Here is an 18,838-nt window from a genome sequence, read left to right on the forward strand (position 1 = left end):
TCTTTTTTTGCAAAGTGCTTTACAATAAAGATAGTAAAAGAACTGATCTTTGAAGGGAGCGAACACTTATGTTACAACAATATAAAAAAATCATGGTCGCCGTTGATGGCTCTGCCGAAGCTGAGTTAGCTTTTAAAAAAGCGGTCAATGTTGCAAAACGTAATAACGGAGAACTTTTATTAGCACACGTTATTGATACTCGTGCATTTCAGACAGTTTCTTCATTTGATGGAATGCTAGCTGAACAAGCAACAGAAATGGCTAAACAAACACTAGCTGATTATGAAAAGAGCGCAAAAGAAGCTGGTTTAGAAAAAGTTTCAACTGTTGTGGAATATGGTTCACCAAAACCAATCATTGCCAAAGAGATTCCTGATGACAATGATATTGATTTGATTTTATTAGGTGCAACTGGGCTAAACGCTGTAGAACGTTTATTCATCGGTTCAGTTTCTGAATACGTTATTCGTAATGCAAATTGCGATGTCCTTGTGGTACGTACAGATTTAGAAAATCAATTACCAAAAGATGATGACAAGGAATAATCTAACTAAAAAAACCGCCAATCGTCGTGTACGATTGGCGGTTTTTTTCATTTTTAAAACATTTATCACAAGATGCGTTACACAAAGCAAGTCTATTTTGGTTTAAGAATTTTTATCGTAAGTGAACTACTTGATACTAGGATGATTATAGTCGTTATTATCAATAACTAAATCAGCAATTTCTCTTACATGATTTTGGTTAAGATGTCGTTGATAAACCGGAATATAACGCGTACGATATTTATCCATAATCCATTCACCGAATTTAGGCACATCCCTTTCTCTCCCTCGTCGCATAACCTCCTCCATTGACACCTCTAAAAAGATTTTATAATCAATAAATGAAAGTAACTTCTCTCTAAATAAAAGTGAGCCTTCTAAAAGCACAATTGTACGCTCACCAATAGTAATCATCCGATCATTAGCATATGTAGCTGACACCCAATCAAGACCCTTGATTGTCTTGTTAAGAACACCTTCTTGCTTCAAAGGAATCAAAAGTTCATCCAAAATTTTTTGGCTGTTGAAAGCATGATAAAAGGCATCCACTTCGCTATTTTTTTCTTGAGACCATGTAATCGATGGAAGTGGCTTGTGAAAGTCATCGTAATGAATGACTTGTATATCGTAACCGTTCTTTCTAAGATGAGTGGCTAATTGTACTGTAAAGTTCGTTTTCCCTGAAGCATAACTACCATCAATTCCTACAACACTTGGTGTCTTTAACTTTTTAATCTTCTCTTCAATCAAATCATAAATTGGATACGATAAGTTCACTCTCTTACTCCTTAGCTACTTCTATTATTTTTAATTTTATAAAACAACATTGCTAGATGACAGACAGCAACTGATCTGTAGATAGTTAATACCTTTTTTATCCTTCATTTTCATCTCTAGATTATGTAAAAAGAATGCTAAACTTAAATTAAGTTTAGCATCCCTTCTGTTTCAACATTTTATTATCCGCGTAAACGTTCCACGTCGCGAGCAATCATTAGTTCTTCATCCGTTGGAATAACTAACACTTTCACTTTAGATTCTGGTGTTGAAATTTCAACTTCTTCGCCACGAATACTATTCAATTCGGGATCCACTTCACACCCAAACCAAGTCATTCCTTTAATGATCTCACTACGTACGTGTGCATCATTTTCACCGATTCCAGCGGTAAAGACAATTGCATCAACGCCATTCATAGTAGTTACATAACCACCAATGTATTTACGAATACGGTCAACAAAAATATCATAAGCTAAGCGGATATGATCTTTTTCGTAATTTTTCTCTAGATCACGCATGTCACTTGATAATCCTGTTAAGCCTAATAAACCAGATTCTTTGTTTAAAACTGTAATCATTTCATCGATTGTCAAATCTAATTTACCCATTAAGTATGGTAAAACAGCTGGATCTAAATCACCTGAACGAGTCCCCATTGTTACTCCTGCTAGCGGTGTGAATCCCATTGATGTATCTACTGATTTTCCACCATCAACAGCAGTAATAGAAACGCCATTACCCAAATGACAAGTAATGATTTTTAAGTCTTCAATTGGTTTATCTAATAGACTAGCTGCACGTTCTGAAACATATCGATGACTTGTACCATGGAAACCATATTTTCTTACTTTAAAGTCCTCATAGTAAGAAGTTGGTAAACTATACAAGTAGTTATGTTTTGGCATAGTTGCATGGAAAGATGTGTCAAATACTGCAACACTGATGATACCAGGCAAGATTTTTTTGAATGCCTTGATTCCCATCAAGTTTGCTGGGTTGTGTAATGGGGCAAATTCTGCCAATTCTGCAATTCGTTCCATTACTTCGTCAGTCACAACAACAGAGTCACTATAAGTTTCTCCACCATGAACGACACGGTGTCCAACACCTGTGATCTCGTCATAAGAACTCAAGATTGTTAATTCAATCAATTGATCCAATAACATTCTAACAGCTATGTCATGGTCAGCGATATCCAAAATTTGTTCGAACTTTTGATTGTCACCATATTTAATTGTAAAAATAGAGTCGCTTAAACCGATACGCTCAACGATTCCTTTGGCGATAACTGTTTCTTCAGGCATTTGATATAATTGCCATTTTAAACTTGAACTTCCAGCATTGATTGCAATTGTTTTAGACATAGTACTCTCCTTCTATTTTGAATGATTACAGAGCAGATGATTTCCAATCTTCAAATTCTTTAAAGAATTCTGTCACCTTTTCTGGTTCTTTAAGTGAAGCAAGTTTAACAAGCAATACTTCTTTGACTTGTTTCGCTTGCGGACCTTTTTTCTGTAAAATTAAAATACTTTTTTGTGATTCTTTTTTGCGGAATAATTCATCTGGCAACTGAACCATCCCTTGAAGATAGCCTTCTTCTTTAAACCATTTTTTGATCATTTCACTTTGATCAGTTTCTAGGAAGTTACTTGGAATCAAGAACAAACCAAAGCCATCTGGTTTTACATATTTCATTGATTGTTCTAACAATAAATGATGTGCATAACTATGACCTTCATCTGCGCTTGTCAAAAATTCACTCGCTTTTTGATCGTTTGGATAATAACCAATTGGTAAATCACTAATAGCGACATCCACAGGGTCAACCAATAAATCCTGTAAACCATCTTGATGAAAGTACTGCACGTTTGCTTTTGTCAATTCACTTGTCGACGCAGCCACGGACAACAACGTATCATCAATATCTACACCAAATCCTTCAACTTGATAGTTGGCAATCTTCAAATTTAAAAGAACTGTTAGTAGTAAGTTACCCATTCCAGCCGAAATATCTAAAATTTTGACTGCTTCTTTTTTATTTGTGAACAACTGTTCAATCAAGAAAACAAATAGATAACCAATACTATCTGGTGTTAGCTGATGATTTGCTTGCAGTCGTTCTGTTTGACCACCTTTTAATAAAAGCAATTGTGACAGACGGCGCCACTCTTCTGGTTCAAAAGACAATTTTTGCAACTCTTTATAAAGAGCCTCAATTTGTTGGACAACTTCTGGTGTTGGCACGCCATCAACTACCCGAACTTGATAATCATCATTTAAATTTTCAGCATTCTCGACATAAGCCTCTAAAAAGGAAGTTCCCAATGCATTTTGTAGCAGCTGAATTGCTTCAAGGTTTTGATTAAACCCTTGCTCCATTTTTTCTGGTAACATGGTGCACCTCATTTCTAGATATATTATAACAATTTTTTCACCTGTTTAATTCTATCGGACAATCACAAAAATTTCAATCGTTTTCACAGTTTTTTTGTTTGTGAAACGGCAAACATTCTTTAGCTAAAACAGTGATATAACAGAAAAGAGGACGTTTTCATGATTATCCCTTCATTCTGTACTACTAACTGTACCATTCTGTATCGTTTCTGTAAAATAAAAGTCAAATGTATCAACTGTAATTTGAAATTTCATCTTTTCGTATTCAATCTCATATTCAACTACTCCTGTAGTATAGACATATTTACCTCTCTGTGTTGTATTTTCAGCTTGTAAAAGTTCTGATAGACAAAGCTCCTTCATTGTTTGTGCTATGTAAAAAAACTTTGTTCGTTGATTAAAATCAATTGTTAATCGATAGCTATCAACCACTGCTGTTAATAAAAAGCCACACAGCAAAAACAATAATAAAGTAGAAAATAAAATGTTTCCCTTAACCCTGTTTTTCTTTCGTTGGTCATGGCTTCGTCCATTTGCCATACCCTCGTTCTCCGTTTTCAAATTTAACTTCCAGTATGACCTCATTGCCCTTCTCCTCAAAACTAAACTCGCTCACATTCATGAGCATTGGTTGATGTCCGCCAGCAACTTGTCTTTTTCGAATAACTGATTGATATTGTTCAATAATATACGTTTTATTTTCTATCACATAGCAAAATTGTCTGCTTTGTATATCCAGTAATGTGCTACCCGCCACTTCATTTTCAAATTGCGTCAAAAAAATCAACCATTCTTTTTGATCCTTCCTTTGTAAATACTGATCTACCTGGTCTGCGCGTCGAATAATCAAGGTAATTGTTAGTATCACTCCACTAAAAACAAGAAAAGATATCAAACACTCAATCAGAGTAAAGCTTGGATACTTCTGAGTTTTTTTCAATTTCCAATACGACCTTCCCCTTAACTTCAATCCCGACTTTTTGAATAGCACCTTGTTCTGCTTGAAAAACAATCTTACTTTTTATTGGTTGTTCTCGAGTAATATATTTTGCTCCCTCATGCAGCCGGTAATTTCGTGCCTCTTCATAAATAATGCGTGCAAGTTGAACTTCTCGATTACTCTTTTGTCCTTGCTCTAACAAAAAGGTCTGATGTGCACTGATGCCATAGACGATGATTAAGGTTAAACCCAATGCTGTCATTGTTTCCAATAATATGTAGCCAGACTTATTCGATTTTTTTCGTATAATGACCACTTCCTAACTGGAATTGATAAGTAATTGTTTGTTTTTTCTTCGGCCAGTAAAACTGATAAGTTTTTAGTGAACTGTTATTTCCCGTTCGACCAGCAAAAGTCACTGTCCCATGACGTTGAATTTTTAAATTTTCTGGTATTTTTAGATATGCCCAATCAAACGTGATGTATTTAGGTACACCAAAGTAAATTTTTTGTTGATCATCGGTTAGATGCATTCGAGTCGCTTGCTGACTGACAATCGCAATCTTTTGCGTTGCATAAATTCGTTTTTCAAACTGACTGAAAAATTGATGCACCACTATGTCTTTTTGCAAATGATCAAACGAAAAAACAGGAACTGCTACGAAGAACAACGTAATTAGAAAAACAACTAATGATTCTACTAAAGTAAACCCTGCGTATTTATTTCTTATTGTAGACATCTGCGTGTTCTTGCTTGATATAGCCCTCTGCAAGTAGCTCATCAATAGTTGGGACTTTTCCATCATTTTGTAAAGCATACAATTCTTTTTGTGTATCAACTAACTGAACCACTGCTGCTTGGCTTTCTTTATCCACATGATTTTTGTATTTTGAAAGATTGGGTACAAATAATAAAATCAACACACTGATAATTAACAAAACTATCAGCATTTCAATCAAAGTAAACGCATTCGCTTTTCTCGATAGATTTACCTTAAATTGCTCGTTCTTACTTACATTTTCTATCCTCATGAAATAACCTCCTCAAGATTTCCATATATTGGTAATAAAACCGCTGCATAAATCATTAATACTAAACAAGCAATCACTAAAAAGAGTACGGGTTGAATCCAACTTAACCATCGATTTAACCGTTCAAAAAAATGTTGTCGTGTGTAATTACTATAAAATAATAATTCTTTACCTAAATTTCCCTTTAACTCTCCTTGCTGAACGATTGTGCTGAACTCTTCGGTTAAAAAAGAGTATTTTTCAAATTGAGTTGCTAATGAAATTCCTTTTTCCAATTCATTTGCCATTTGTAAAGCTAACTGTTGCATCAAGCTTCCTGTTTTTGTCTCTTTTAAACAAAAAACGACTTGTTTCAACTCAAGACCTTCATTAAAAAGTTTCCCTAATTCCAACGAAAAATAAGCAGATTGATACAACGTATAAACTGGACCTAAAATTTTCAACTGACTAAGCCACTGACTCCGCCGCAATGAATTTCCCTTCCGATCAAAAAATCGAATAGCTCCATATAAAAGAATTAGCAACACCAAAATACCTAACACGTACCAGTGAAATGTTTGGATCAACTGAATTCCCCAATGATTTTGGGGAACCATCTCTGAAATTAACAACTGTGGTAAGACAATTTGACGCATACTAAACAAGATGCCAATCAAAAACAACGAAAGCAATGCAGGATAGCTTAATAATTTTTGCAACTCTTTGCGAAATGCACCCATTCGTTGAAATTGGTCGGCTATGCTTTCCAATGTAGTTATTAAATTCCCGTGAACTTCAGCCAATTCCACCTGTACAAGATAAGTTTTATTAAATCCACAGTAAGCTAGTATTTCCGTAAATGATCCACCAGAAATCACTATTTTTTGAGCTTGTTCTAGTAGTTCAACCGGAAATAATTTCAACTTAATTACTAACTGCAATGCTTCTTGCAAACTGAAGCCATTGCTCAGTAAATCAGCAATGATTTGAATAAACTGTTGTTGCTGTTTTTTATTCAATTTCTTCAAATGGATATGACCTCCAGTCGTTTCTTTCTGCCTGAAGATGACTTGTTTGCCAACATTTTTCTTTCACCACTTGAAAGATAGCTTCTTTATCACTTCGCTTAGTTGGTTCTTCCTGTATTTTTTCAAAAAACTGATAACTCCATAACACAGCAGAAGACTGTTCTTTATCTGGTAGTATTTCTTGATAAACAATCCCTTTTAAACAGCCTATTAATGCTTGCTGGTAACCCATCAACTCTTCGATTCTTGGCAGGATCCCTGCTAACTCTCTAGCATGAATCGTGGCAAACACCCGATGGCCAGTCAATGCCGCACGTAAAGTCATTTGGGCAGTTAACGCATCTCTTATCTCTCCAACAATCAATAGATCTGGTCGATGACGCAAAGAAAGTTTTAACAGTTCCTCATAGCTTTGGTGAATTTTCTCATTGACTTGTAGTTGTAAAAATGTCGCTTCTTCCAGCTCTACAGGATCTTCAACCGTAATGATTTGTTCTGCATTTTCTTGGGCTAAACGATACATTAAAGATGTTTTTCCTGATCCGACCGGACCACTAAAGAGATATAATCCTCTTTCCTTAGTATACCGGTGTAATGCTACTAGATCTTCTGTAGAAAAACAGCGAAAATGCTGGTCACTAAGTGGATAAAGCAAACGAATCACCAAGGTTTCTCGGTGCTGATAATCCCCAACAGACGAGAGCCTCAATCGAATTTTCTCATTGACACTTGAATGCTCGCTCCTATAAGTCAGTGCACCAGATTGTACTTTTCTTTTTTCACCAATATCCATTTGCCCTAAGTACTTGAATCTGGAAATCAACTGTTGGCCTATTTCTTTTGAAAAATTCTGCTTTAATGTTCGGTTTTTACCTTTACGTTCAAAAAGTTGATAATCTTCTGCTTTTGGCAAAATGTAAACATCTTCTATTCTTCTTTTGTAGGCATCTGCAATGATTTTATCTGATAATTTTTGAATGTCCATTATCCTCCCCTCCAATAAAAACATACGCTTTTATCAATTTTTTATCGTAGATTTTGATAATTTCATAAAAAATGTTGGCTAAATCCGAATTTGTGTTATACTATTAAAAATTTATCTTAGGAGGCGCCACCTTGGAATCATTACTAAAAAAACATCTTTTAGTTGCGAGCAAACAACAACCAGCAGATTTAGTTATCAAGAATGCCAAAATCGTCAATGTCTTTACCAGAAAAATTATGTCAGGTACTCTTGCTATCAGTGATGGGAAAATCATTGGAATTGGCGAATATGAAGGGAAACAAACTTACGATGCAAATCATCAATACTTAGTTCCAGGTTTTATTGATGGGCATGTTCATATTGAAAGCTCTCTGCTTTGTCCACAAGAATTTGCTAAAATTTCTGTGTTGCATGGTGTGACAACTGTTGTAACAGATCCTCATGAGATTGGAAACGTTGCTGGCAGTACCGGCTTGAAATTCATGCTGGAAGATGCTAAAAAAGCACCGATGAATATTTTTTTCATGCTCCCTTCTTGTGTTCCCGTTACACCTTTTGAAACAAATGGCGCTGTCCTAGATGCCGAAACCTTGGCGACCTTCTTAGAAATGCCTGAAGTTCTTGGCCTTGCTGAAGTAATGAACTATCAAGCAGTCGCAAATGCTGAAACAGAAATTTTAGACAAACTTCAATTAATGCTTGATCATCACAAAAAAATTGATGGCCACGCAGCTGGAATTACTGGTGATGCGTTGAATGTTTATCCTGTTGCTGGTATTCGGACTGACCACGAAGCCACGACTGCTGAAGAAGCGAGAGAAAGACTTGATTTAGGGATGTACTTGATGATTCGTGAAGGGACTGTTGCAAAAGATTTAGCTGCTCTCTTTCCAGCCATTACCCCAGAAAATTCTCGACGTTGCTTTTTTGTTACTGATGATAAGTTAATTAATGATTTAGTGAGTGAAGGTTCGATTGATTATATCGTCCGAAAGGTGATTGAATTAGGGATGGACCCATTGCAAGCAATCCAAATGGCAACACTAAATGCAGCGGAATGTTTCGGTTTATCCACGATTGGCGCTGTTGCGCCAGGTTATCAAGCCGACTTTTTCTTAACAGATAACCTTGAAACATTGCCAATTCGAGAAGTATTTCATAATGGTGAACAACTTGTGACCAATGGAAACTTTATCAGTGAAACAAGCGAACAACCAAAAAATTCTCTGATTGAGCACTTACCAAGCATGGCAGTTGCACCTCTAACAAAAGCTTCTTTAAACCTGCCTTTAAGTTCAAATGAAGCCCATATCATCGAGATTATTCCTAACAGTTTGCTTACTAATGATTTACTTGCAGAAGTCACTGTTCAATCTGGGGTCTTTGTTCCTTCTATTGAAAAAGATTACCTGAAAATTGCTGTTATTGAACGACACAAAGAAACTGGAAATATTGGTCTGGGCATCGTCAAAGGTTTCGAACTAAAAGAGGGCGCCTTAGCAACTACGATTTCGCATGATTCTCATAATATTGTTGTCGTCGGAACAAACGATGAAGATATGCTTTTTGCTATAGAACAGCTAATCAAAAAAGGTGGTGGCATGATTGCTGTCAATCATCAACAGGAATTGGCAAGCTTACCACTTAAGATTGGCGGATTGATGTCTCAAAAACCTTTTTTAGAAGTGAATCAAGAATTAACTAGCTTAACAAATGCTGCCCATCAAATTGGTGCTAGTCAGCTCTTCGATCCCTTTTTGACCTTATCATTTTTAACATTATCTGTTATTCCTGAGTTAAAAATCACAGATATGGGACTTTTTTCCTTTTCAAAATTCCAACTTATTCCGCCATGCTAACAAAAAATGTCTGTAGCAGAAATAATCCGCTTAGTAAATAAAAAAAATTACCAGAACTTGTTTCTCAAATTTTTGCGTAATTTAAGTTTACTTGGAAGAAATTACTTCTTGAACATTACAGCTGAAGATTATGGCACAACGCACTTAACCCCGAAAAATCACTCATAGCTGACAAAAATAGCGTTCCATATTTTTAGATTGTTGTGAATGATTTTGAAGAGTTGATTTAGGAATATCCCTTATTCGAAAAAAGGAGGTGTGACAAGACTTTTGTCACACCTCCTTTTGATTATTTTGTTTTATCTTTAAATTGCGCTTCCACTCGATAAATCCGTTGGCCACGAGAAGAAAATTTTTCTTCATACTCTGTCATAATATTTCCTTCAAATGTACTCTCATGTAAATCAAGCCAGACTTGTTTGATAATCATACCATACTGTGAAAAACTTGCTAAGGAATACTCAAACAACCCTTGATTATCTGTTTTGAAATGGATTTCACCAGCTGGTCGTAAAATTTGTTCATCCACCGCTAAAAAGGTTTTAAAAGTCAAACGACGTTTTTCATGACGCTTTTTTGGCCACGGATCAGAAAAGTTCAAATAAATCTGATCGACTTCACTGTCCGCAAAATACTCTGTCAGTGCTGAGCCATCAACATGAAGTAATTTCAAATTAGGTAGCGGCTCTTCAATCAATTTATCTAATGCCAGAGAAATAACACTGACTTGCATTTCCACGCCAATGTAATTGATTTCTGGATGTGCCTTTGCCATTCCATTGATGAATTGACCTTTTCCCATTCCAATTTCGATATGAATTGGATGATTGTTACCAAAGAGTTCAGCCCATTGACCTTTCCATTCAGTCGGATCACTAATAACAAACTCTGGATGTGCCGCTAATAATTCTGTTGCACCAGGACGATTTCTAACACGCATAATTCATAATTCCTTTCTCAAATAAAAAAGGTTGACCAAATCTCCAAAGAGTTTGGGCTCAACCTCAGCCACTAAAAATTCGTTTTAATTGTAAAATTTCTTCATTCATTCGTCGGTCATCTCCTCGAAGGCAATACCGAGTAATTTCTTGTAATAAATTCATCACCGCGTACCAGTGAAGTTTCTCGAGAACTTCATTCGTTGGGCGAATACCATAACTAATCAACCATTGATTCCAATTTGAAAGTGGAACATAATTTCCTAAAATCGTTCCAATATCAACTGCTGGGTCAGCGAACATGATTGAATCCCAATCAACTAAATATAAATAATTTTTACAGACTAGCCAATTACGATGGTTCACATCTCCATGAACAACAGCAAAATCTTTTTTATCTGTATGAGGAACCTGTTGACTCAAAAATTGATGTACAAGTTGGATAAACTGATTTTTTTTTAGTATTTCTGGGAGTTCTTGGTTGTATTTCTTCAACATCGTCTCAGGTGTGACAACGCGACCACCTATTCGATTCAACATTGTTTTTAATGATTCAGAATGATGTAAATGGTATAAAACATCAATGACATCGTTTCTTTGCCCAATTTCTGCGGTAGTCAATAAGCGACCATCTAACCACTCTTGAGCTGTTAATGTATCTCCGTTCCCTGTTCTTTTAGTCCAAACAAGTTTTGGAGTAATTCCTTCTCGAGATAACGCAGCAAGCATGGGGGTCGTATTACGCTTGATGAAGACCTTATCCTCATCACGCATGCCTATGTATGTTTTTCCTGTATCACCTTTGATGGGCCGTAACCGCCACTCTTGGTCTAACTGAAACTCCATCATGCTTTCTCCCATCCTCTTAAACTCTTTCATTTGCAGTAATTATTATTCTAGTCGCCCAGACACATAACGTCAAGCACATATACGTTCTTTTTCAGCATTTTTTCATTCAAAAAACCAACTTTTCTAAAAAAGAAAAATAGGGGCTAAGACAAAAGTAGCTTAAATAGAAAAAACGCCTAAAATTCGTTTTTGAAAACGTTGATTTTAGGCGTTTTTCAAATTAAAAAATGCGTTAAAAATGACTGGATTTTTAGTTTTGTCTCAGTCTCATTTCGTCTTGGACAGTTCTTACTCTGCCAGTTTTTTCAGACGTGTAGGAACGTACATTTTTACGAACAGAAAAACAAAGATCAGATAAACCAAAATAGGAATCCAGCGTTCTATTCCAGACAAAACAAACGCTGCAATTACTCCAAAAATAAGAGCTGCTAAAACTAATATTCCCAACAATAATTGCTGAATAGCTGTTTTTTTCTGCGCCTCTTTTACAGGATACAATTGAACTAACACCATATAGCGAAATTGACTATACAATGGTAGCAATTGGAAACCAATCAAGTACAAGAATAATGCGCCAATAATCAGACTAAATGTTAAATCTGTTACCCCTACGATCAGTAAACTGCCAATCAATAGTAATCTCAAATATAGTCCACTAAAATCTGAACCACGGGCAAATCGTCTAGCATACAAGTAAAGATATGTTTTACTTTGATCCCCTTTAATTTTCTTCAATAGCGGATCTAGGTAACGACGTCGTTTTACCTTTGCTGAAATTTCTGGTACATCGGTAAATAAATTGATAAATTGATAAATTTGATGAAGGCGGCTTTCTTCCATTTGAATCATTTTTTCCCAATCAAGCTGTACTTCATTTTTTCGCCATAAATACCAATAATAAATACCTGCTTGTATCAAGGAACCAGCTAAACCTAACCAAATGGATGCATAAAAAGTAAGTAATAAAATGGCAAAAGCTGAAACATACCATCCCATTTTAAACCAACGTAACACTTGACTAGAAAATCGAAAAAGTTCTGCCCGTTTCACTTGTAGATGACCCGTTTTTAGGCTGATAAGTAAGACCAAATAGATTAGGTACATTGAAAATGGCTGACCGGTACTCACTACTATTAACGGCATTGCAAATCCACTAGCTAAAAATAAAACAACTGATGGAAATACACAAGAATAGCGAAACGCTTCACTTAAGTACGCTCGCATTGCTTTTTCTTTCGGCAATAAAAAAACAATATCTGCTGCCTCTGCAAAAGTAGCAATTTTTCCTACCGCCAAGCTAAGCAGCCAAAAAATTGAAACAATCAGTCCACCAAATACAAAAGAAGGAGTTAAATTCTTTAGCCAACTGGAATAATAAAAGCCAATTCCTCCCACCAAAAAAAGACAAACTAACACAAAATGATCATTGAAAACATAGCGCATATACTTTAGCATTTTTTTTTGGTGTCTAGCTAAACGTTTTCGAAAAAAATCATTCATGCTTCTTGCTCCTTCGTTAATGCGACATAAATCTCATCCAGTGATGAATCCGGAAGATTGAATGCTTCCCTTAGCTCTTGTAGTGTCCCTTGTGCTCGAACTTCACCATTATGTAAAACAATAAAGCGATCACAGTATTTTTCAGCAGTTGCCAAAATATGCGTTGACATCAAAATCGCAGAACCACTTTGTTTCATTTCAACCATCAATTCTAACAACGCATTGATTGCTAAAGGATCAAGTCCTAAAAAAGGTTCATCAATGATATATAGCGATGGTTCAATCAAAAAAGCACATAAAATCATGACTTTTTGCTTCATTCCTTTTGAAAAATTAGCAGGAAACCAGTCTAAACGTTTTTCCAAGCGAAACGTCTCTAATAATTTTTCTGCTCGTTTCAGCGCTACTTCCAGTGGAATATCATAAGCCATAGCAGTCACTTCAATATGTTCACGTAAAGTTAATTCTTCATATAATGAAGGTGTTTCTGGAATATAGCCAATTTGTTTCCGATAATTTTCACTATCACTTTTTAATGTTAGATCATCAATTTCAATTTTTCCTTTAGTTGCTTCTAACAACCCAATGATATGTTTGATCGTTGTACTTTTACCAGCACCATTTAAGCCAATCAAGCCAACCATTTCACCTGAATGCACTTCAAAACTTATATCTTTTAAAACAGGAAGATGTCCATATCCCCCCGTCACATGTTCAATCGTTAAACTCATTTCTTTTCCTCCAATGATCTTGTTTACTCGCTCTTTTATTATACCATGAAGAAAATGGCGACAATTTGTTTTTTTCCTTACAACCATCGGAACTTATGGTAAAGTTAACTTAGCCAAAATATTCTTAGCAGAAAGGATGTCTCGAATGGAAAACTGTATTTTTTGCAAAATTATCAACCAAGAAATTCCTAGCTATAAAATTTATGAGGATGACAAAGTGTATGCGTTTTTGGACTTATCACAAGCTACAAAGGGCCACACCTTAGTCGTACCCAAACGCCACGTTTCTGATATTTTTGATTACGACCAAGAACTAGCTGGTGCTGTCTTTTCACGTGTGCCGAAAATTGCTCGTGGTCTAGAAAAGGCATTTCCTGATATGAAAGGTTTAAATATTTTGAATAACAATCGCGAGTTGGCATACCAGTCAGTATTTCACTCGCATATCCATCTGGTACCACGCTACGCAAAAACAGATGATTTTTCAATTCATTTTGGTAATCATCAAGCAGATTACTCAGCAAGTGAATTGACAGCTATTCAGGAAATCATTGAAGCGCAGGTGAACGACATTGATTAAAAACTTTCTTAAAGGTCTCGTATTTGGTTCAGCTGTAGGTGCTGTAGGTGGACTTCTTTTTGCCCCAAGAAGTGGCAATGATACCCGCCAAAAATTAATTGACGAGTTAGATGAAGCTGCTGATTTAACGATGGAATTAAATAATAGTCTCAGCCACTTTAAAGAGGCATTGATTGAAACAAAAGAAACGGCATCTACCCTTATTCCAGAGTTTCAAGACTCTATTCAAAAAGATGTACAGGAATTTAAATTTCAAGCAGAACCAAGAATTGCTCAAATCCAAGAACAAGTAGAAAAAATTTCTGCAAGCTTGCCTGAACTTCCTGAAGAAAATCTTCATTAATTGAGTCAAAATACAACGATTATGCATTCTAAACTGTTTTTTTGTTATACTCTCGTAATGAATGTGATTAAAACATGAATTTTCTTTGAAACTATTCACTAGAAGCTTTTTTTTAGGAATTAGAATATGGTATAGTTGTAGATGTGAACAACTAAATATAAAAAAACAGGAGTGCAAAACTAAAATGAAAAGAAAAAAAATAATTTTAGCAGCGACTAGTGCCTTAGCTGTCCTAACGCTAGCTGCTTGTTCTGATGGTACAAACAAAGATATCGCTACAATGAAAGGTGGAACAATCACTGTTTCTGACTTTTATGACGAAGCAAAATTGGAATCATCTAACCAAACTTTAGTTCAACGAATGATTATTTACAAAGTATTCAATAACAAATATGGCGACAAAGTAACTGATAAAAAAGTTGATGCTGAATACAAAAAACAAGCAGAATCATTAGGTGATGGTTTTGAATCTCAATTGAAAGCTGCTGGTTACACAGAAGATTCTTACAAAGATTATATCCGTAACAACCTAGCTCTTGAAGCTGGACTGAAAGCACATGTTGATATCACTAAAGATGACTTAAAAACTGCTTGGGAATCTTTCCATCCAGAAGTTGAAGCACAAATCATCAAACTTTCAAGTGAAGATGAGGCGAAAAGTGTCAAAGAAAAAGCTGATAAAGGTGATGATTTCACTAAATTAGCAAAAGAAAACTCAACTGATACAACAACTAAAGATGACGGTGGCAAAATCAAATTTGATTCTGAAACAACAACTGTCCCTAACGAAGTGAAAGAAGCTGCTTTTAAATTAAAAGATGGAGAAATTTCTGACGTGATTTCTGCAACAAATGCTTCCACTTATGCAACTGATTACTACGTTGTAAAAATGGTTAAAACTTCTTCTAAAGGCGACGACATGGATAAATACAAAGATGAATTAAAAGAAATCGCCACTCAAACAAAATTGAACGATAGCGCATTTACAACAAAAGTTATCGGTGAAGTATTAAAAGAAGCTAACGTGAAAATCAAAGACGATGCTTTCGAAAGTGTCTTGAGCGCATTCACAACATCTTCTTCAGGTTCAGAAGCAACATCTGATTCTGAAAAATCAACAGACTCTTCATCTACAGAAAAATCAACTGAAGCAACTGATAGCTCAGAAACAGCAACTACAGACTCTTCAAAATAAATTTTGCAACTAAAAAAGAAGTAAAGCAAACTCGTGAAATTGAGTCGCTTTACTTCTTTTTTTTATTGTTTAAACAAACTAGTTAGATCTCTTTCGGTACATAGAAACTACGGTTATCCATACCAAAAATTCGATCTGTATATTTTCCAGGTTCCGTTTGACGAATAGAAGTCAACATCATTTGCATTGACGCATCAATATTATCAATTTGATGTAAAATTTCAGCTTCCATGATTCTTGGTCGCACAGGTGAACCATATTCCAATAGCCCATGATGTGCTAGCACCATGTGTCTTAGCACTAAAACATCTTCATCTTCTTCACTGATTTTCAATGCAATACAAGCTTTAGTAATTTCTTCATCTACAAGGACTAAATGCCCTACCAAATTACCAGCTAACGTGTATTCTGTTGACATTGGACCAGATAACTCAATGACTTTACCCAAGTCATGTAAAATAATCCCAGCATATAGTAATGCGCGATTGATTTCTGGATATTCATCTGCAATTGCTTTTCCTAGGTGAAGCATCGTTAATGTATGATAAGCTAGACCACTAGCAAACGCATGATGATTTCTTTTTGCTGCTGGAAACTCAAAAAATTGTTTTTGATATTTATTTAATAAATACCGTACGATACGATTCCAGTGTGCATTCGTAATTTCAAACAATAATTGATTGATTTCTTCTTCCATTACTTCTTTTTTTATTGGTGCCCGTTCCATATAAAGACTAGGGTCACTAGGTTCATCAATTTTTGTTAAACGCATATGGATAATTTTCACTTGAGGATTTCCTTGATACATTTCTCTTTTACCACTCAAAAATACCACAGTTCCCGCAGTAAATTTGCTGATTTCTTCCTCAGAAGCATCCCAATATTTTCCATCAATCGTTCCAGAAGTATCTTGGAAAGTAAACGCAATAAATTTTTTACCGTTTTTTGCCATTCTTACATCAGCATTTTTTATTAAGACGAACAATTCAAACTGTTCATCAATGACTAATTCACGAATTTTTTTCATCTTATGCTCCTTCTAACCTTTTCACGGATTGTTGTAACTCTTGATAATAGCTTAACATTTCTTTGTCAGAAGAAAAACAAATTATCTGATACTTTTTACCAAACTCTGCTAAAAGTTTTGCTAAGTAATACTTTCTGTGCGAATCATAATGTAGCCATCCATCGTCAATAATTACTGGACAAAGTGCTCGATTTGCTTCCAAAGAAAGATAAGCAAACCGCATTGCCATGATTAATTGATCTTTGGTACCTGTAGACAGTTCATAAATAGGAAACTCTGTCTTTCCATCTGTGAGCGTCAGCAAGTCTTCTTTTAATAAAATCCTTTGATACTTGCCGTCAGTTAGTAATCCAAAATAATAAGTAGCCTCTTTTAACAACTGTGGCAATTGTCGCTCACTCATTTCAGTCGATAGATCGCCTAAAAAAGTGCCGGCAACTTCATATGCTCCCCACTGCACCATCAAGTGTTCTAATTCTGCCTTTTGACGGCTTTCTTCTTGATACAGTTCATCAAGTGTACCATCTTTTTGTAATTCCTCAACTTGAATGCTCAAGCGTTGTTGTTGTTCACTTGCAGCTTTTTCTTCTAGTTGTCGTTGTCGTTGCAATTGGTCTAAACGAATGATTTCTTGTTCTAAAAATACGCGTGTCATTTTTTCAGGAAATAATGGTGTTACTATTTTACTTAACTCACCAAGTCTTTCTTTTTTTTGAATCGTTTCGTGGGCTTTTTGCAGAAATAGTGGCACCTCAGATGGATAAGCAAGCTGTGCCTCATTAAGTTGTTGCGTATACTCTTGTAGCCACGCTTTTTGTTTCTTCTTCAATTGATTAATTTCTTGCGTGAGTAAGGTATTTTGCTGGTAGCTACGAGCAAATTTCATTTGTTCCATTTCTTGAACAAATTGTGCCAGTAGGTCCATTTTTTCAGAAATGAGTTTATCTTGAACTGGTAGCCATTCTTGAACAACATCAAATTTTTGCTCTAGGAATAGTAACTTTTCTTGAATTTCTCTTTCTCTTTTTTGCTTTCGTTCATAAATAGCACAAAGACGTTGATAATCCGTAACTTCTTGACCATACTCCTTCATCAGCTCCACTGTATTCAATTGCTTTAGGGACCATTGAGTAGCCAAATACTGTATTTGTTGATCAAGCTGTTGTTGCATTCGTTGATTTTGTTTCCTATTTTCTTCAACTTCTGCGATTTGTGCAGAAGCGACATCCAATTGCCCCAGTTTTTCTTGCCACATTCCTTTGACTTCTAATGAATTACTTTTGCTATCTTTTTCTTTGTTAAGAAAGTAGCTTCCTACAAGCCCTGCTCCACCAAGTAATGAGATTATTTTCCAAGGGAAAGGCAATAACAAGCCTAGGACGATGAAAACTCCACCAGCAACCATATAAGGAATACTATTACGCTTTTTTTTCTCCATCTGCTGGTTCTGTAAAAGAAAAGGGTAACGCGCTTCTAACTGGCTAATTTCTGCATCAATCAATTCCTGTTGTTCTTTTGCAATTTGTAGTCGAATTGTCAATTGTTGGTCTTCTTCTTGAAATTGTCTATTTTGTGAAAACAGTGCCTTCCATTCGGGGCTTTGCTGAAATTCTACTGGCTGATTTTGTCTTTGCCAACCCCAGCGTTCTTCTAAAATCTTTAACTCTGCTTCTGTTTCTCGTGTTTCTACCTGAAGTCTTTGCCATTCATTGACTAACTGCTCAACTTGAGTCTGTTCCTTTAAAAGAGCTTTTAATTCTGTTTCTTGTTCTAAGAAAAAATAGTATCGTGCTGATTGCTGATCCATGCCGCTATGTTTTTCTAACGTTGATTCTAGTTCTTCCAAACGTTCACTCATTTGTTGATACCTGCTAGAAAACTCTTGCAAATCTGTCAGCAACTGTTCACTTGGTAATTCATTAAGTGTATTTTCTTGTAATTCTTGCCATTCTTCATAAAGTGAAAAATTGATTTTTTGCTGATTTAGTTGCAATAATTTTTCATTGTTCCTTGATAATTCTTGTCTCAACTTATCTTGCTTTTTTTTTGCAGCCTGTTCTTGCATTACAAGTTGGCTAAAAAAATCTTCTTGTGCTTGTTTTTGATAAATTTTTTCTTGTAAACTTTTCC

General features: G+C 35.5%; 21 protein-coding genes (1 of these 21 running past the window's edge). 5 read left to right on the forward strand and 16 right to left on the reverse strand.

What is annotated here, in order from left to right:
- The first annotated feature begins 68 nt into the window (after nucleotides 1-68).
- Nucleotides 69-545, forward strand: a complete 477-nt coding sequence (locus tag IGJ76_RS11640; protein WP_067483065.1) for a universal stress protein — start codon at nucleotides 69-71, stop codon at nucleotides 543-545.
- Nucleotides 546-671: 126 nt separating this feature from the next.
- Here the strand turns inward: IGJ76_RS11640 and IGJ76_RS11645 are convergent, their stop codons facing one another.
- The 10 genes from IGJ76_RS11645 to comGA form a co-directional block, all read right to left on the reverse strand.
- Entirely contained in the window at nucleotides 672-1,322 is a 651-nt protein-coding gene (locus IGJ76_RS11645) for a uridine kinase family protein (protein ID WP_430596635.1), read from the reverse strand.
- Nucleotides 1,323-1,504: 182 nt separating this feature from the next.
- Nucleotides 1,505-2,689 carry an acetate/propionate family kinase gene (locus IGJ76_RS11650; RefSeq protein WP_430596636.1) on the reverse strand — a complete coding sequence of 395 codons (1,185 nt, stop codon included), beginning with the start codon at nucleotides 2,687-2,689 and terminating at the stop codon, nucleotides 1,505-1,507.
- A gap of 25 nt (nucleotides 2,690-2,714) precedes the next feature.
- Nucleotides 2,715-3,722 (reverse strand): class I SAM-dependent methyltransferase, encoded by a 1,008-nt coding sequence (locus tag IGJ76_RS11655; protein WP_067483071.1) that lies wholly within the window; start codon nucleotides 3,720-3,722, stop codon nucleotides 2,715-2,717.
- 171 nt (nucleotides 3,723-3,893) lie between these two features.
- The gene (comGG, locus tag IGJ76_RS11660; protein ID WP_270345715.1) at nucleotides 3,894-4,262 is read right to left on the reverse strand and encodes a competence type IV pilus minor pilin ComGG; all 369 of its coding nucleotides are present in this window, start codon (nucleotides 4,260-4,262) and stop codon (nucleotides 3,894-3,896) included.
- On the reverse strand, nucleotides 4,240-4,590 hold the full coding sequence (comGF, locus tag IGJ76_RS11665; protein WP_258173288.1) for a competence type IV pilus minor pilin ComGF: 351 nt from the start codon (nucleotides 4,588-4,590) through the stop codon (nucleotides 4,240-4,242). Before comGF ends, comGG begins: the two co-directional genes overlap by 23 nt.
- A gap of 31 nt (nucleotides 4,591-4,621) precedes the next feature.
- Entirely contained in the window at nucleotides 4,622-4,924 is a 303-nt protein-coding gene (locus IGJ76_RS11670) for a hypothetical protein (RefSeq protein WP_067483077.1), read from the reverse strand.
- A 25-nt stretch (nucleotides 4,925-4,949) separates the two neighbouring features.
- Complete coding sequence (gene comGD / locus IGJ76_RS11675; RefSeq protein WP_270345713.1) at nucleotides 4,950-5,402, reverse strand: competence type IV pilus minor pilin ComGD; 453 nt, start codon at nucleotides 5,400-5,402, stop codon at nucleotides 4,950-4,952.
- Nucleotides 5,383-5,694 (reverse strand): competence type IV pilus major pilin ComGC, encoded by a 312-nt coding sequence (comGC, locus tag IGJ76_RS11680; RefSeq protein ID WP_071868905.1) that lies wholly within the window; start codon nucleotides 5,692-5,694, stop codon nucleotides 5,383-5,385. Before comGC ends, comGD begins: the two co-directional genes overlap by 20 nt.
- Nucleotides 5,691-6,740, reverse strand: coding sequence for a competence type IV pilus assembly protein ComGB (gene comGB, locus IGJ76_RS11685; protein ID WP_071868904.1), 1,050 nt, complete (start codon nucleotides 6,738-6,740; stop codon nucleotides 5,691-5,693). Before comGB ends, comGC begins: the two co-directional genes overlap by 4 nt.
- Entirely contained in the window at nucleotides 6,685-7,686 is a 1,002-nt protein-coding gene (gene comGA, locus IGJ76_RS11690) for a competence type IV pilus ATPase ComGA (RefSeq protein ID WP_071868903.1), read from the reverse strand. Before comGA ends, comGB begins: the two co-directional genes overlap by 56 nt.
- Before the next feature lie 131 nt (nucleotides 7,687-7,817).
- Here comGA and ade point away from each other — a divergent pair, with 131 nt between their 5' ends.
- Nucleotides 7,818-9,545 carry an adenine deaminase gene (gene ade / locus IGJ76_RS11695; RefSeq protein ID WP_075491253.1) on the forward strand — a complete coding sequence of 576 codons (1,728 nt, stop codon included), beginning with the start codon at nucleotides 7,818-7,820 and terminating at the stop codon, nucleotides 9,543-9,545.
- 289 nt (nucleotides 9,546-9,834) lie between these two features.
- Here the strand turns inward: ade and trmB are convergent, their stop codons facing one another.
- From trmB to IGJ76_RS11715, 4 genes are all read right to left on the reverse strand, one after another.
- Nucleotides 9,835-10,485, reverse strand: a complete 651-nt coding sequence (trmB, locus tag IGJ76_RS11700) for a tRNA (guanosine(46)-N7)-methyltransferase TrmB (protein WP_067483086.1) — start codon at nucleotides 10,483-10,485, stop codon at nucleotides 9,835-9,837.
- A 64-nt stretch (nucleotides 10,486-10,549) separates the two neighbouring features.
- Complete coding sequence (locus tag IGJ76_RS11705; RefSeq protein ID WP_172843754.1) at nucleotides 10,550-11,332, reverse strand: phosphotransferase family protein; 783 nt, start codon at nucleotides 11,330-11,332, stop codon at nucleotides 10,550-10,552.
- 288 nt (nucleotides 11,333-11,620) lie between these two features.
- Nucleotides 11,621-12,832: an ABC transporter permease gene (locus IGJ76_RS11710; protein ID WP_067483088.1), complete on the reverse strand. Its 1,212-nt coding sequence runs from the start codon at nucleotides 12,830-12,832 to the stop codon at nucleotides 11,621-11,623.
- Complete coding sequence (locus tag IGJ76_RS11715) at nucleotides 12,829-13,563, reverse strand: ABC transporter ATP-binding protein (RefSeq protein WP_086270662.1); 735 nt, start codon at nucleotides 13,561-13,563, stop codon at nucleotides 12,829-12,831. Before IGJ76_RS11715 ends, IGJ76_RS11710 begins: the two co-directional genes overlap by 4 nt.
- 145 nt (nucleotides 13,564-13,708) lie before the next feature.
- Between IGJ76_RS11715 and IGJ76_RS11720 the strand changes: the two genes are divergently transcribed.
- The 3 genes from IGJ76_RS11720 to IGJ76_RS11730 all read left to right on the forward strand — a co-directional run bounded on the left by IGJ76_RS11720 (nucleotide 13,709) and on the right by IGJ76_RS11730 (nucleotide 15,681).
- Nucleotides 13,709-14,143, forward strand: coding sequence for an HIT family protein (locus IGJ76_RS11720; RefSeq protein WP_067483092.1), 435 nt, complete (start codon nucleotides 13,709-13,711; stop codon nucleotides 14,141-14,143).
- A complete protein-coding gene (locus IGJ76_RS11725; RefSeq protein ID WP_095803843.1) occupies nucleotides 14,136-14,486 on the forward strand; it encodes a YtxH domain-containing protein in 351 nt (116 codons plus the stop codon). Before IGJ76_RS11720 ends, IGJ76_RS11725 begins: the two co-directional genes overlap by 8 nt.
- A gap of 184 nt (nucleotides 14,487-14,670) precedes the next feature.
- Nucleotides 14,671-15,681 carry a peptidylprolyl isomerase gene (locus IGJ76_RS11730; protein ID WP_430596637.1) on the forward strand — a complete coding sequence of 337 codons (1,011 nt, stop codon included), beginning with the start codon at nucleotides 14,671-14,673 and terminating at the stop codon, nucleotides 15,679-15,681.
- An 82-nt stretch (nucleotides 15,682-15,763) separates the two neighbouring features.
- Here the strand turns inward: IGJ76_RS11730 and IGJ76_RS11735 are convergent, their stop codons facing one another.
- Complete coding sequence (locus IGJ76_RS11735) at nucleotides 15,764-16,708, reverse strand: 3'-5' exoribonuclease YhaM family protein (protein WP_067483098.1); 945 nt, start codon at nucleotides 16,706-16,708, stop codon at nucleotides 15,764-15,766.
- Nucleotide 16,709: 1 nt separating this feature from the next.
- On the reverse strand, nucleotides 16,710-18,838 hold the 3' portion of the coding sequence (locus IGJ76_RS11740) for an ATP-binding protein (RefSeq protein WP_270660206.1). The gene runs 565 nt beyond the window's last position; 2,129 of the gene's 2,694 nt are visible here — the last part of the coding sequence; its start codon lies off the right edge, out of view; the stop codon is at nucleotides 16,710-16,712.

Source organism: Enterococcus sp. DIV0175 (assembly GCF_050529075.1).
GTDB lineage: Bacteria > Bacillota > Bacilli > Lactobacillales > Enterococcaceae > Enterococcus_B > Enterococcus_B thailandicus.

What these genes read in the sequence shown, in the direction of transcription:
- IGJ76_RS11715 (WP_086270662.1), bottom strand. Translation starts at nt 13,563, where the DNA reads ATGAGTTTAACGATTGAACATGTGACGGGGGGATATGGACATCTTCCT.
- comGA (WP_071868903.1), bottom strand. Translation starts at nt 7,686, where the DNA reads ATGGACATTCAAAAATTATCAGATAAAATCATTGCAGATGCCTACAAA.
- IGJ76_RS11710 (WP_067483088.1), bottom strand. Translation starts at nt 12,832, where the DNA reads ATGAATGATTTTTTTCGAAAACGTTTAGCTAGACACCAAAAAAAAATG.
- IGJ76_RS11655 (WP_067483071.1), bottom strand. Translation starts at nt 3,722, where the DNA reads ATGTTACCAGAAAAAATGGAGCAAGGGTTTAATCAAAACCTTGAAGCA.
- IGJ76_RS11705 (WP_172843754.1), bottom strand. Translation starts at nt 11,332, where the DNA reads ATGATGGAGTTTCAGTTAGACCAAGAGTGGCGGTTACGGCCCATCAAA.
- IGJ76_RS11735 (WP_067483098.1), bottom strand. Translation starts at nt 16,708, where the DNA reads ATGAAAAAAATTCGTGAATTAGTCATTGATGAACAGTTTGAATTGTTC.
- comGG (WP_270345715.1), bottom strand. Translation starts at nt 4,262, where the DNA reads ATGGCAAATGGACGAAGCCATGACCAACGAAAGAAAAACAGGGTTAAG.
- IGJ76_RS11670 (WP_067483077.1), bottom strand. Translation starts at nt 4,924, where the DNA reads ATGACAGCATTGGGTTTAACCTTAATCATCGTCTATGGCATCAGTGCA.
- comGD (WP_270345713.1), bottom strand. Translation starts at nt 5,402, where the DNA reads ATGTCTACAATAAGAAATAAATACGCAGGGTTTACTTTAGTAGAATCA.
- comGC (WP_071868905.1), bottom strand. Translation starts at nt 5,694, where the DNA reads ATGAGGATAGAAAATGTAAGTAAGAACGAGCAATTTAAGGTAAATCTA.
- IGJ76_RS11730 (WP_430596637.1), top strand. Translation starts at nt 14,671, where the DNA reads ATGAAAAGAAAAAAAATAATTTTAGCAGCGACTAGTGCCTTAGCTGTC.
- IGJ76_RS11650 (WP_430596636.1), bottom strand. Translation starts at nt 2,689, where the DNA reads ATGTCTAAAACAATTGCAATCAATGCTGGAAGTTCAAGTTTAAAATGG.
- IGJ76_RS11640 (WP_067483065.1), top strand. Translation starts at nt 69, where the DNA reads ATGTTACAACAATATAAAAAAATCATGGTCGCCGTTGATGGCTCTGCC.
- IGJ76_RS11720 (WP_067483092.1), top strand. Translation starts at nt 13,709, where the DNA reads ATGGAAAACTGTATTTTTTGCAAAATTATCAACCAAGAAATTCCTAGC.
- trmB (WP_067483086.1), bottom strand. Translation starts at nt 10,485, where the DNA reads ATGCGTGTTAGAAATCGTCCTGGTGCAACAGAATTATTAGCGGCACAT.